Origin of the sequence: Microlunatus speluncae, from assembly GCF_009299835.1 — a bacterium.
GTDB classification, from domain to species: domain Bacteria; phylum Actinomycetota; class Actinomycetes; order Propionibacteriales; family Propionibacteriaceae; genus Microlunatus; species Microlunatus speluncae.
Map to the genome: position 1 here is coordinate 60,259 of NZ_VKCZ01000006.1, position 12,240 is coordinate 72,498.

13 protein-coding genes are annotated in these 12,240 nt (G+C 68.9%); 4 read left to right on the top strand and 9 right to left on the bottom strand.

The genetic code is table 11. The features are described 5' to 3' along the window. Positions 1 to 27: 27 nt before the first annotated feature. From FNH24_RS09105 to FNH24_RS09120, 4 genes are all read right to left on the bottom strand, one after another. Entirely contained in the window at positions 28 to 480 is a 453-nt protein-coding gene (locus FNH24_RS09105; protein WP_152361863.1) for an SRPBCC family protein, read from the bottom strand. A 90-nt stretch (positions 481 to 570) separates the two neighbouring features. After that, positions 571 to 909 (bottom strand): ArsR/SmtB family transcription factor, encoded by a 339-nt coding sequence (locus FNH24_RS09110; protein WP_152361864.1) that lies wholly within the window; start codon positions 907 to 909, stop codon positions 571 to 573. After that, entirely contained in the window at positions 906 to 1,373 is a 468-nt protein-coding gene (locus tag FNH24_RS09115; protein WP_152361865.1) for an SRPBCC domain-containing protein, read from the bottom strand. The genes FNH24_RS09110 and FNH24_RS09115 overlap by 4 nt, the downstream gene beginning before the upstream one ends. Positions 1,374 to 1,498: 125 nt before the next feature. Then, complete coding sequence (locus FNH24_RS09120) at positions 1,499 to 2,383, bottom strand: GTP-binding protein LepA (RefSeq protein WP_152361866.1); 885 nt, start codon at positions 2,381 to 2,383, stop codon at positions 1,499 to 1,501. Between the two features lie 121 nt (positions 2,384 to 2,504). Here FNH24_RS09120 and FNH24_RS09125 point away from each other — a divergent pair, with 121 nt between their 5' ends. Then, complete coding sequence (locus FNH24_RS09125) at positions 2,505 to 3,107, top strand: GNAT family N-acetyltransferase (protein ID WP_152361867.1); 603 nt, start codon at positions 2,505 to 2,507, stop codon at positions 3,105 to 3,107. A gap of 9 nt (positions 3,108 to 3,116) precedes the next feature. Here the strand turns inward: FNH24_RS09125 and FNH24_RS09130 are convergent, their stop codons facing one another. Next, a complete protein-coding gene (locus FNH24_RS09130; RefSeq protein WP_152361868.1) occupies positions 3,117 to 3,488 on the bottom strand; it encodes a DUF1707 SHOCT-like domain-containing protein in 372 nt (123 codons plus the stop codon). An 86-nt stretch (positions 3,489 to 3,574) separates the two neighbouring features. Here FNH24_RS09130 and FNH24_RS09135 point away from each other — a divergent pair, with 86 nt between their 5' ends. Continuing rightward, entirely contained in the window at positions 3,575 to 4,639 is a 1,065-nt protein-coding gene (locus FNH24_RS09135; RefSeq protein WP_152361869.1) for a LacI family DNA-binding transcriptional regulator, read from the top strand. Here the strand turns inward: FNH24_RS09135 and FNH24_RS09140 are convergent. Further along, positions 4,572 to 6,089: an MFS transporter gene (locus FNH24_RS09140; protein ID WP_152361870.1), complete on the bottom strand. Its 1,518-nt coding sequence runs from the start codon at positions 6,087 to 6,089 to the stop codon at positions 4,572 to 4,574. The two genes, FNH24_RS09135 and FNH24_RS09140, sit on opposite strands and share 68 nt — an antisense overlap. Before the next feature lie 211 nt (positions 6,090 to 6,300). Between FNH24_RS09140 and FNH24_RS09145 the strand changes: the two genes are divergently transcribed. Further along, positions 6,301 to 6,888, top strand: coding sequence for a TetR/AcrR family transcriptional regulator (locus FNH24_RS09145; protein ID WP_161606062.1), 588 nt, complete (start codon positions 6,301 to 6,303; stop codon positions 6,886 to 6,888). A 136-nt stretch (positions 6,889 to 7,024) separates the two neighbouring features. Here FNH24_RS09145 and FNH24_RS09150 read toward each other — a convergent pair whose 3' ends face one another. Further along, positions 7,025 to 8,035, bottom strand: coding sequence for a sigma-70 family RNA polymerase sigma factor (locus FNH24_RS09150; protein WP_152361872.1), 1,011 nt, complete (start codon positions 8,033 to 8,035; stop codon positions 7,025 to 7,027). A gap of 60 nt (positions 8,036 to 8,095) precedes the next feature. Here FNH24_RS09150 and FNH24_RS09155 point away from each other — a divergent pair, with 60 nt between their 5' ends. Then, the gene (locus FNH24_RS09155) at positions 8,096 to 8,524 is read left to right on the top strand and encodes a VOC family protein (RefSeq protein WP_170304488.1); all 429 of its coding nucleotides are present in this window, start codon (positions 8,096 to 8,098) and stop codon (positions 8,522 to 8,524) included. Here FNH24_RS09155 and FNH24_RS09160 read toward each other — a convergent pair. Both FNH24_RS09160 and FNH24_RS09165 read right to left on the bottom strand, forming a co-directional pair. Continuing rightward, a complete protein-coding gene (locus tag FNH24_RS09160) occupies positions 8,479 to 9,387 on the bottom strand; it encodes an aldose epimerase family protein (protein WP_152361873.1) in 909 nt (302 codons plus the stop codon). The genes FNH24_RS09155 and FNH24_RS09160 overlap by 46 nt on opposite strands. Before the next feature lie 669 nt (positions 9,388 to 10,056). Further along, positions 10,057 to 12,183 carry a prolyl oligopeptidase family serine peptidase gene (locus tag FNH24_RS09165; RefSeq protein WP_152361874.1) on the bottom strand — a complete coding sequence of 709 codons (2,127 nt, stop codon included), beginning with the start codon at positions 12,181 to 12,183 and terminating at the stop codon, positions 10,057 to 10,059. Positions 12,184 to 12,240: the final 57 nt, after the last annotated feature.

The window sequence follows — 12,240 nt, forward strand, 5'->3', positions numbered from 1 at the left end:
CTCAGGGAACGGACAAGCGGGCCGGGCTCAGTGCCAGTTGCTGATCCGGACGTCGTTCGGGGCGGCCTCGCCGGTGCCGGTCTCGACCAGCGCCTTGAGGCTCATCAGGAACGTCGCCCACTTGGTGCTGCAGTGGTGCATGAAGGGGACGGGCTCGCGCCAGCCGCGGTGGCTGAACAGGACGATGGTGTAGTCGTCCTCGGTGCTCAGCTCGAAGTAGATGGTGGTGCCGATCCACTCGTCCGCGCCGCCGACGACCTCCCAGACGACGCGCTGCCCGGCCTCGTTCTCGCGGACCAGCATGTCGAAGCCGCCGGGCGGCGGGGCGTCCTGGAACCGGAATTCGATCTTGCCACCGACCGTCGCGTCACCGCCGGTGTCGGCGGTCCACCAGCCGGCCAGGCCGTCGATGGTGCTGACGGCGGCATACACGTCGCCCAGCGGAGCGGTGGTGCCGATGCGATGCAGGATGTCGACCATGATGATGTCTCTCTGTGAGCGCCCGGATTCGGGCAGGTTTGATCAACTTCGCCACGGGCGTGGCGAAGCTTTCCTGATGAGGAAGGACGTTCAGGCGTCCTGATTGCGCTGGATCGTCTCGGCGATCCGCTTGATCCGATTCAGTCGGGCGTCCCAGGCGGACCCGACCGTGACGAGTTGCCGGCTGGCCCGGGCGAGCCGGTCTTGATCAACTTCGTAGCGACGCTCCCGGCCGGCCGGCGCGCTGTGCACCAGCCCGACCCGGTCCAGGACGCCGAGGTGTTTGGCGACCGCCTGCCGGGTGACCGGGAGCTGTTCGCTCAGCGTGGTCGCGGTCCCGCCGCCGGCGATCAGCAATAGGTCGAGCATCCGCCGGCGGGTGGGATCGCCGATGGCCGACCAGAGCTGGTCGTCGGCCGCCTCACTCATGGCGTCGGGGTCAGCCGGCTGACGTAGCCGACCAACCGGGGCAGGAAGTGATCCCAACCGGTCGCGTGATCGCGATGGGCGTCCTCGACCAGGCCCGGCTCCCAGCCCCGGTCGGTGAAGCCGGTCTCGCTGAACCGCAGCAAGGTCCCGGAGCCGTTGGGCTCCAGGTCGAAGGTCACCAGCAGCGAGTTGCCGGGGCCCGGGGTGACGCCCTCGTCGTAGACCCAGCGGAACGAGAAGCGCCGCGGCGGATCGGCTTCGACCACCAGCAGGGAGACGATCTTGGCGTCGGGATCGGCCGGGTCGCCGAAGGTGATGGTTCCGGCCCCACCGGGCACCGGGTCGAGCTCGGCCTCGTCCGGCCACCATTCGCGCACGTGCTCCGGGGAACTGATCACCCGGTAGACCACCTCGGGCGTCGCCTCGATCCGGAACTCCCGCTCGATGCTGCTGTGCTGGTTCATGATGTTTCCCTGACCTAGTAGTGCAACCTTTCGTTGCGCATAACTCTAGAGCAGGTTCAGCCGCAATGCAACCATTAGTTGCACATTAAGTGACGAGAGCGCCCAGGATCGTGATCGGAGCAGGATCAGGCCGGTGCCGGGGCGGTCAGGCCGCCGCGTTCCAGGTAGAGCTCGACGCTCTCCCGGAGGGCCTTGAGGATGTAGGGCGGGAAGTCCATGCCCTGGCGATGGGCCCAGAGCAGCCGCTGCTCGACCCGGCCGACCTCGCGGGCGTACCCGGCAAGATCATCATCGAGGCCGAGGTCGACCACCACGCCGCCCATGTCGGCCTTGAAATTGTTCATCGCGTTGGTGCCGACCAGGTTGTACGACTTCTCCCGCAGCACCCGGGTCAGGAACAGCTGCCACGGCTTCAGCACGCCGTCCTGGACCATCGCGGTCGCCGACATCTGGTAGAACGCGAAGTGACCCGGCTCCTGCTGCTTGATCGGCGTGATGATCGTCTCCGCGATCGCGTCCTCGCCCATCTCGCGCATCCCCGAGTTGATCTGGTTGTACGCCAGCACGGCCTGCCGCTCGGTGCTCGCCCCGGTGAGGAAGTAGAGCAGCTTCGCCACTTCCTGGACCGGCTTGAGGTTGGCCAGCGCGCCCAGGATCTTGATCTTGAACGAGACGTCCAGGTGCGGCTCGGCCTGCTTGCGACCGAGGTCCTGCTGCAGCCGGTCCAAGATCAGCCCGTGCTGGATCTCCTGCGGCTGCCAGACGTCGGCGTAGAAGGTGCGGTTGGTGTCGTCCACGTCCGGAAGCAGCACCAGCAGCTCCAGCACGTTGCGGTCCACCTCGAGCTCGACCCGAGCCAGATAGTCGATCACGTGACCGTACTTCGACTGCACCAGGTCGGGGCGTTTCACCGTCCGGTCGACGGAATCGAGGGAGATCGGAGGGTAAAGTTCACCCAGTCGCTGAACGTGTTCAGCGATCTTCTGCTGGGTGATCCGCTGCCGTGGCACGGATGGAGTCTAACTCCCAGAAATTAGGGCAACCAAAGCCTTGTCTGTGTCCTCCAACACAACAGGACCTGAACTCTGAACCGGACGCCGATCGTCCGCAACCGTTTCTACTCTGAGGCACATGACCGATCGTGAGTTGGGGTTCGGCGATTACCGGATCGAGGCACTGAGCACGCAGACCTGGGCCGCCTTCGCGGCCCTGGCCGAACGGCACAACGGCGTCTGGGGTGGCTGTTGGTGCACCAAGTTTCACGGCGACTGCGAGGGCGTGGATCGCGCGACGCTCGGCACCCGCGAGTTCAAGCGACGCCTGGTCGAGCTGGACCGGGCGCACGCGGCGCTGGTGTTCGACGGCGACCGGGCGGTCGCCTGGGCCGAGTTCGGCCCGATCGACGAGTTGCCGGACATCCAGCACCGCAAGGAATGGGAGCCTACGGTCACCCGCCGACCCGACTTCCGCATCACCTGTCTCTTCGTCGATCGGGACTATCGCCGCCGGGGGATGGCCCGGCTCGCGGTCCAGGGTGCGCTGCTGTTGATCGGCCGAGCGGGCGGCGGGCTGGTCGAGTCTTATCCGCACGACCTCGCGCCGGGCAAGAGGCCCTCCGCGTCGTTCCTCTACAACGCCACCCGGAGCATGTACGAACAGCTCGGGTTCAGCTATCAGCGGCCCAAGGGCCTGGGCAACTGCGTGATGACCCTGGAGGTCGCGGCCGGCTCCTGAGCGGTGGGGTCAGATGGCGATCAGGATCACGATGAGGATCGCGATCAGGGCCACCACGCCGACGACCGCGCCGACCGCGATCACCGCCAGCCGGTTGCCGGACCTCGGCTCGGCCAGCTCGCCGGGCCGGCCGGTGCCGGTGTCGACGATCGCCGGGTTCTCGTACGTCTGCAGCGGGGGCAGACCCTGCACCACCGGGACCAGCTCGCCCAGCTGTCGGGCGGCGAACAACTGATCCAGCCGGGACTGATACTCCTCCTGCGTCAGCGCTCCGTCGGTGAAGGCGGTGTTCAGCCGGCGGCTCAACCGGTCCCGTTCGTCGTCGGAGACCGGCTCGGCCGGCTTGCTCCGATACGGCGAGGAGATCGGGAGTTCGCTCACGCCATCAGCCTACCCGCGGCGGGCCGGTCGGACCGGAGCCGGCAAATCGAGTCGGCCCGTCGCTCCGGTCGGCTTAGGGTGTGCACATGCGGATCGGGCCCGATCTGAACGGGCATGGAGAAGGCGAGCGCTCCCGGCCGCGGCCGACGTTGCGCGATGTCGCGCGCCGCGCGGGAGTGTCGGCCAAGACCGTCTCCAACGTGATCAACGGCTCCGCCCCGGTCAGCCCCGAGACCCGGCTGCGGGTCGACCAGGCGCTGGCCGAGCTGGACTACGTGCCGAACCTGTCGGCCCGGGGCCTGCGGAACGGCCGCAGCGACCTGATCGCCGTGGCGCTGCCCGACTTGGCCTCGGCCTACTCGGCCGAGATGGCGCACCACTTCATCACGCTGGCCGGTGAGCGCGGTCTGGGCGTCCAGTTGGAGGAGACGTACGGCCAGGCCGATCGGGAGACCCAGCTGCTGTCCCGGGCCAACGCGCACCTGGTGGACGGTTTGATCTTGAACCCGGTGCGGCTGGAGACCTCGGCCGTGCAGCGCGGCGTCGTGCTGCCGCCGGTGGTGCTGATCGGCGAGGTGCACCAGCCGATCGCCGATCATGTCTGGATCGACAACGTCGGGGCCAGCCGGGACGTGGTGGCGTTGTTGATCAACGCGGGGCATCGCCGGATCGCCACCCTCGGCCCGACCCGGGCGGAGAGCGCCCGGCAACGGCTGGAAGGCTTCCGGGAGGCGCATGCCAACGCGGGCCGGCCGATCCCGCCGGAGCTGGAGATCCCCTGTCAGGAATGGTCCGGCCACGGCGGGTTTCGGGCGATGACCGCGTTCCTCGCCGATCATGACGTGCCGGACGCGATCTATTGCATGACCGATGCGATGGCGATCGGCGCGATCAGCGCCCTGTCCGGCGCCGGGTTCCGGGTGCCGGACGATGTCTCCGTGGTCAGCTACGACAACGTCTGGGAGGCTCGCTTCTCCCAGCCGCCGCTGACCACGATCGACTTCGACAAGCGCCGGCTGGCCCGGACCGCGCTGGATCTGTTGTCGGCCCGGATCGACGATCCGAGCCGACCAACTCAGAGCGTTACGGTGCCGTACTCGATCGTGCATCGACAGAGCGTCCGGCGACGGGTTGCGCCAGTCGACTCATGATCAACGAAACAAGTGTGATCACCAGGCTCAGCCCGACGAAGATCGCCCCGGCGGTGAACGCCCGGTCCATGCCGGTGATCAACTCCGGCACCGGCACGGCCGCCCCCGACCCGGAACTGATGCCCGAGATCGCGATCAGTCCGGCCAGCCCGAGGGCAACGCCGCCGGCCTGCTGCGCGGTCTGCATCAAACCGGCCGCGGCACCCTGATCGGACCGGGGCACCCCGCCCAGGATCCTGGCCGAGAAGGGCATGAACGACAGCCCGCCGCCGACACCGAGCAAGATCATCGGCAGCAGCACGCCGCTCCAGTAGTCGGTCTCAACGGTGAGTCGGCTGAACAGGAGATGGCCGATGATCAGCAGCACCGAGCCGGCCAGCGCGACCCCGTACGGACCGAACCGATTGACCAGCCGTGGCGTGATCCGCGACATCCCGAAGATGCCGAGGGTCAACGGCAGGAAGGCCAGCCCGGACAGGAACGCGTCGTAGCCGTGCACCACCTGGAGGAACTGCACCAGGAAGAAGAAGGCAGCCATCTGCGGCCCGACGATCAGCATGAAGCCGAGCAGCGCCGTCACCCGCTGCGGGTCCTTGAGCAGCCGGAAGGCGAACAGCGGATGGCTGGCCCGCCGTTCGATCAGGCCGAGCGAGGCCAACCCGATCACGGCCAGCGCGAAGGCGATCACGGTCCGGGTGGAGAGGCCGTCCTCGGGCAACCAGACGAAGCCGGCGACCAAGGCGATCATGCCGATGCTCGCCGCCAGCGCGCCGGGGATGTCGAACGGCTCGCGCCGCCGCTCGGTCGCCGGCAGCAGCCGGGTGCCGAGGATGAGCACGGCGATGCCGATCGGCACGTTGATGAAGAACGACCAGCGCCAGGACGCCGCCGAGGTCAGGATGCCGCCGAGCAGCAGCCCGACCGAGCCACCACCGGAGCTGACGGCGGTGAACAGACCGAGAGCGCGGTTGCGGGCCGGGCCCTCGGGCTGGGAGCGGGTCAGCAGCGCAAGCGCCGCCGGCGCGGCCATCGCGGCGCCGATGCCCTGGATGGCCCGGGACCCGATCAACCAACTGCCGCTCAGCGCGGCGCCGCCGAGGATCGAGCCGGCGATGAAGATGATCACCCCGAGGGTGAACGTCCGGCGGTAGCCGAGCACGTCACCGAGCCGGCCGCCGAGCAGCAGCAGTCCACCGAAGGCCAGGGTGTAGGCGTTCAGCACCCAGGAGAGGTCGGCGGCGGAGAAGCCGAAGGTGGTGTGGATGATCGGCAGGGCGACGTTGACGATGGTCGCGTCGAGCACGAGCATCAGCTGAACGGTCAGGATGACGGCCAGAGTGAGGCCGGGACGCGACGGTGCCCCGGGACCGCCGGCAGAGGTGGTGGGTAACCCGGTGGTCGCGGGCGGCCCGGTGAGCGTCGGCGAGGCCGACGTCGAGACTGAAGACATGAAGATCCTTACCCCGTGTGGGTGAGCGTGCTGGGTGGAGCGGTCGGTCCGCGCCCCATGGCGCCGCACCGGTGGCCTCGTGTCGACTCGAGCCACTACACTGAACTGGAGACCGGCTCCGATTTCCGATCGGACCGGCAGGACGGTTCCGGAGACTGCCTCCGGTTATCTTACGGAGAGAGTCTCCGTTTTGGCAACAGGGATGTTCGACGTGACCACAACCGATGCCGATCAGCCGCGAAAGTTACGCGCGGATGCCCAGCGCAACTACGACGCGATCGTCGCGGTCGCCCGGACGGCCTTCGGTGAGCGGGGCGCCGAGGCTTCGCTGGACGACATCGCCAAGCGCGCCGGCGTCGGCCCGGGCACCCTCTACCGGCACTTCCCCACTCGGGACCACCTCTACCGGGCCGTCCTCGAGGACTGGCAGGAAGACGTACGGGCGGATGGCGAGCGACTGAAAGAACTCGCCGCCGAGGACCCGGAGCGAGCCCTGGCCGAGTGGGCCCGGAACCACTTCACCCACAAGTCGTTCTTCCGCGGCCTGCACGCCCGCCTGGTCGCCGATCCGGACGACAAGACCTCCGTGCTCTACTCGTGCAAGACCGTGCTCGGCGACGTCGCCGCGGTCGTGCTGGAACGGGCCAAGACGGCCGGGCTGGTCCGGCCCGAGATCGAGTTCCGGATGGTGTCGCAACTGCTCAGCGGCATCGGCATGGTGGCCGAGCACGTCCCGGACGGCGTCGACGTCGACGCCCAGATCGACATCGTCCTGGCCGGCCTGCGCCCACGCGGCTGAGCGCGTACTCGATGACAGAAGTCACTACCGGGCGAGACCCGCTCATCGGCAGCATGTACGGCAACGATGAGCGACTTCTTCGAGGGCCCGCCCCGTCGCGGCGACAGCACAGCCGACACCAACCGCACGACCAGGCTCAGCCGGCGATGGCCGCTTCCGGCGTCCACACCTCCGGCAGGCCGAAGCGCGGAAAGAGGTCGGTGTCGAAGTAGCAGACCACGTGGCTGACGCCGTCCTCGGTGATCGTCAACTGGTGCAGCTGGAACGGCTGGTAGACGCCGGCCTCGTCGCGCATGTACAGCCCGAACGCCGGCTGGCCGTTGGCCCAGGTCGGTAGCAGCCGCTGCGAATCGCCGTCGGTCGCCGGGCAGTAGGTCTTGATCAAGGTCCCGACGTCGGCGGGGCCCTGATACCAACCGAGGAACGGCGGCATCTCCCAGACCACGTCGTCGCTGAGCAGCGAAACGATCTTGGTCACGTCATAGTTCTCGAACGCCGCCACATAGTTCTTCAGCAGGTCCCGGCGATGCTCGTCGTCGGGCAGCTCCGGCTTGGACTCCGGGTCGAGCTTGGCCACGTTGGCGCGGGCCCGCTGCAGGGTCGAGTTGACCCCGGCGGTGGTCAGGTCGAGCAGCTCGGCGACCTCGCTCGCCTGCCAGGCCAGCACGTCGCGCAGGATCAGCACCGCGCGCTGCTGCGGGTTGAGGTGCTGCAGCGCGGCGACGAAGGCCAGCCGGACCGAATCCCGGGAGATCACGTCGTCGGACGGATCGGCCGACTGGCCGCCCCAGACCAGCTCGTCCGGCATCGGCTCCAGCCAGGGCACCTCGGTGCGCTGGTCCAGCGCCGCCGACGGGTTGGCGTTGGGCTGGCCGAGGCCGGTCGGCAGCGGCCGGCGCTTCTTGCCCTCCAGCGCGGTCAGGCAGACGTTGGTGGCGATCTGATACATCCAGGTCCGGACCGAGGATCGCCCCTCGAAGCCGCGGAACGCGCGCCAGGCCCGGATGTAGGCCTCCTGCACCAGATCCTCGGCGTCGTGCACCGAGCCCATCATCCGATAGCAGTGCGCCATGATCTCCCGGCGCAGCGGCTCGACCTGCTCGGCGAAGGTCGCATCGAACGTCTCGTCGGGGGCAACGGTGGTCATGAGCGAAAACGTACCCCCTGGCACCGACGAGTTCTGCCGATCCGTCGAGTCAACCTCTCCATGACCTCCTTTGCGGAAGACGCCTCCATCAACCGGATGATCTTCATCAACCTCCCGGTGGCCGACCTGGAGCGTTCGCGGAGGTTCTACGCCGGCCTCGGCTTCGCCGTCGACCCGCAACTGAGCGACGGCCAGTGCGTCTGCGTCGTCATCTCCCGGTCGATCTGCGTGATGCTGCTCGGCCACGACCGGTTCGCCCAGGCCATCGACGGCGAGATCGCCGACGCGCACCGCACCACCGAGGTGCTGAACTGTCTGACCGCCGCGAGCCGGGACGAGGTCGACCGGCTGGTCACCCGCGCGGTGCTCGGCGGCGGTCGGGTCTGGCGGGACAAGGTGGACGACGGTGTGATGTACGGCCACAGTTTCGCCGATCCGGACGGTCATGTCTGGGAGTTGCTGCACCTGGAGTTCGGCAGTGGCCCCTGAATCAGTTCCAGGGCGAGGGTCCATTCGAGCGGGTGGCCGGGCTGCACGGTCGTGACCCGGTCGCGGGTGACGGCCTCGGCCAGGGAGTCGTAGTAGCCGGTGGTCGGTTCGATGGCGATCACGTCGGCCCGCGCGAAGGCGCGGCGGTCGTACCAGAGGCCGAGGTACGGCACGATCGCCGGATCCCAGGACAGCCGCAGCGCGCGACCCTCCGGCCGGCGCAGGGCGGCGCTGCCGACTGCTTCCGTCGGCGGCAGATAGACCTTGCGCCCGGTGCCCACGGCCACCGTGTCGATGCCGGCCAGACCGGCGTTCCAGCGATGCTCGACCCCCGGCTCGGCGTGCACGTCGATCACCCGCTCGACCCGGTCCGGCAATTCGATCATGGTCCCCGGCGGTGCCAGGAACTGCGGGTGCGCGGCCCAGAGGAACGGCACCGGCCGGGCCTCGGCGCTGACCCGGTAACGCAGCTCGAGCCCCGTCTCGGTGGCCGCCACCTCGCGCCGCAGCGTGTACGGCAGCGCCGTGCCGCCGACTTCCAGCGCGGCCGACCCGTCCTGATCGGTCGGGGTCGACCAGGCCGTCGTCCACAGCTCGCCGTGATCGGGCAGTTCGGTGCCGTCGGCCAGCCGGCCGGCGGCGATCGTCGGTGCGCACTCGTCCCAGCCGCACAGCTCGGCCTCGGTGAAGACGTCCCCGGGCCGCGCCGGCGCCGGCAGCGGATCCGGCGGGCCGAGCAGCCACTCCGTGCCGTGATCATCGACCAGCGACACGATCTTGCCGCCCCGCCCCGGGACCATGATCATCGTCAGCCCGGCCCCGATGATCTTGACCGCCGACTCCCCCGGCCACCACGTCGTCACCCTGCCGACCCTAACCTCCGGGCGCCGAGAGCCCGCCTGAACCGAACACCGTGGTTCGTCCCTTGAGCCTGTCGCCGCTCGTTCGTGCCCCACTTGTTCGTTCCCTGAGCCTGTCGAAGGGCAAGCCAGCTGGGTGCCCCTCCGGTTTCGGCCTCACGGCCGGAAAAGACGCGCCAAGAAGCGGGCGGGTCAAGGCGGTCCGCCGCGTCATGCGCCCGGGCGCCGGTGTCGGCTGCGAAAGTCGCCGGCTGCGCAACCAGCACCCGGCCGGACATTCCCAGGAAACGCCGTAACCCGCCCGTCCTTGGCGCGTCTTTCTAATCCTCGGCGCGCACCGAGCGGACTTGTCCGACCGGCCGACCTCGAGCGACCGAAGCCGGTCGGCTCGGGCCCACTCGACGGGTGCACCTGGTTGGCTGGCACGACCCCACGACCAAGATCATCGGTGGACCCGGGCTGAGCCCGTCGACGGGAAACCACGCACACCCCGACCCGAACCGCACAGCGAACGGTGATCCGGCTTGCCCCCTTCGACAGGCTCAGGACATGCTTCGACAAGCTCAGGGAACGGCCACTCCGACCTTCGCACCACTTCCACGTTCTCCGCACCAGCTTTACCTGGCGCGAAGCCGGAGCGACGGCCGCGAAGCAGGCACGCCTACTGGTGACTCAACGACGCGAGTCCAAGGACGCGTCCGGTCGAAGCCCGGTGAAGTGGGCGGCGAAGGCCAGCAGGTCGGCGCTCTCGGCGGCGATCTTGGCGGTCGGCTTGCCCATCCCGTGGCCGGCGTCGGTCTCGATCCTGGTCAGGATCGGGGCGTCGCCGGCCTGGGCCTGCTGCAGGGTAGCGGTGAACTTGTGGCTGTGCAGGGGCACCACCCGGTCGTCATGATCGCCGGTGATCACCAGGGTGGCCGGATAGTTCGTGCCGGTGCGCACGTTGTGCAGCGGGGAGTACGCCAGCGCGGTGACGAAGTCGTCCGGATCGTCGGGATCACCGAAGTCGGAGGTCCAGGCGGCGCCGACGGTGAACTTGTGGAAGCGGAGCAGATCCAGCACGCCGACCGCGGGCAGCGCGGCCGCGGCCAGCTCGGGGCGCTGGGTCAACACAGCGCCGACCAGCAGCCCACCGTTGCTGCCGCCGTGCAGGGCCAGCTGCTTCGGGCTGGTCACGCCGGTCTCGGCGAGGTGCTCACCGACGGCGATGAAGTCGTCGAAGACGTTCTGCTTCTTGGTCAGCCGGCCGGCGTCGTACCAGTCGGTGCCGAACTCGCCACCGCCGCGCAGGTTGGCGATCGCCAGCACGCCGCCGGCGGCGAGCCAGGCCGGCCAGATCGCCCGATAGGAGGCGAAGATCGGGATCTTGAAACCGCCGTAGCCGTACAGCAGCGTCGGTCGCGGGCCGTCTGCCTCGGCTTCCTGCTCATCGCCCGGAGTGATCAAGAAGTACGGCACCTCAGTGCCGTCGGCGCTGGTCGCCCGGCGGCGGCGGACCGTGTAGTCCGGGGGGACCCAACCACCCTCGCCGGCGCTCACCAGGCCGTCCAGTGGCGTCGTCTCGCCGGTCTCGGTGTCGATCAGGTAGGCCCGGTTCGGAGCGACCACGGCGGACATTCCGGCGAAGGCCTCCCGCTGATCGGGCTGGCCGTTGATCAGGTTCAGCGCCCCGCCGCCGAGGTCCAGCGGCCCCCGCTCGGTTCCGTCCAGGCCGAACCGCTGCACCACCGGCTGGGCGTCCGCCAGCCCTTCGACCAGCAACCCGTCGCCGGCGGCGACCACGGTCGACAGGGTGGAATCGCTCTCCGGGACGACCTCGTCGAAGTCCGGCAGATCATCCCCGGTCGGGGCGGCGATGACACAGCTGACCACCCGGCCGCGCGGCGCGTCCAGATCCGTGTGCAGATAGACCCGGTCGTCGGCCACCCGGACGAACTCGAACATCGCGCCCGGCCGGTCGATCAGCTTGATCGGCTCGCCCAGCCCGCTGGTGCCGTCGGTGTCGGTGATCGGAATGAGCCAGAGCCGGTTGCGGTTCTCGGTGCCGCGGACCAGGTGCACCACCAGGTAGCGATGATCATGGGAGGTCTCGCCCCAGAACATCAGTTGATCATCGTCGGGGAACTCCAAGATCAGTTGATCCTCGGCCTGCGGTGCCCCGACCCGGTGCAGCTTCAGCTGGCCGCCGCCCTGGGCCGAGGTCTCGGTCCCCTCGGCCCGGCCACCGCCCGGGAAGTGGACGTACAGGTAGCTGCGGGAATCCGGCAGCCATTCCGGCACACTGAACTTCGCCTGCCGGACGTCGTCCGCGACGTCCTCGCCGGTGTCCAGGTCGCGCAGCCGATAGGTCAGCCAGTCGCTGCCGCCCTCGCTGACCGCGAACGCGATCGTCTTCCCGTCCGGTGAGACGGTGTAGCCGTTCACCGCCGTCGTCCCGTCGGTCGACAACCCGTTCGGATCCATGATCACCCGGCCGCCGGCGAGCAACTCGGCCAGCGAGTCGGCGACGAAGATCACGTCCTGGTTCTGCTCGCCGTCGTTGCGGCCGACCAGGTAGCGCCCGCTCTTGCGGACCGGCGTCCCGGCCCGGGGTCGGCGCAGGATCCGCTGCATCGTCTGCCGGAACCAGTCCCGGCCCGACAACTCCGCCAGAAACTCCTCGGTGACCTCGTTCTGCCGGCTGACCCAGTCCGCCGTCTCGGCCGAGTCGGGGTCCTCCAGCCAGCGGTACGGATCGGCGATCTCCTGCCCGTGCAGGGTCTCGATCAGGTCGTCACGGCGCGTCGTCGGATACTCCACCCCGGCAGGCTAACCCGGCGTCTCATCATCCAAGAAGGCGGTTCCCGTCCCGCCGAG

Coding starts and splice junctions, on each gene's coding strand:
- FNH24_RS09150 (WP_152361872.1), bottom strand. CDS start 8,035: ATGACCACCGTTGCCCCCGACGAGACGTTCGATGCGACCTTCGCCGAG.
- FNH24_RS09140 (WP_152361870.1), bottom strand. CDS start 6,089: ATGTCTTCAGTCTCGACGTCGGCCTCGCCGACGCTCACCGGGCCGCCC.
- FNH24_RS09105 (WP_152361863.1), bottom strand. CDS start 480: ATGGTCGACATCCTGCATCGCATCGGCACCACCGCTCCGCTGGGCGAC.
- FNH24_RS09115 (WP_152361865.1), bottom strand. CDS start 1,373: ATGAACCAGCACAGCAGCATCGAGCGGGAGTTCCGGATCGAGGCGACG.
- FNH24_RS09125 (WP_152361867.1), top strand. CDS start 2,505: ATGACCGATCGTGAGTTGGGGTTCGGCGATTACCGGATCGAGGCACTG.
- FNH24_RS09155 (WP_170304488.1), top strand. CDS start 8,096: ATGACCTCCTTTGCGGAAGACGCCTCCATCAACCGGATGATCTTCATC.
- FNH24_RS09110 (WP_152361864.1), bottom strand. CDS start 909: ATGAGTGAGGCGGCCGACGACCAGCTCTGGTCGGCCATCGGCGATCCC.
- FNH24_RS09135 (WP_152361869.1), top strand. CDS start 3,575: ATGCGGATCGGGCCCGATCTGAACGGGCATGGAGAAGGCGAGCGCTCC.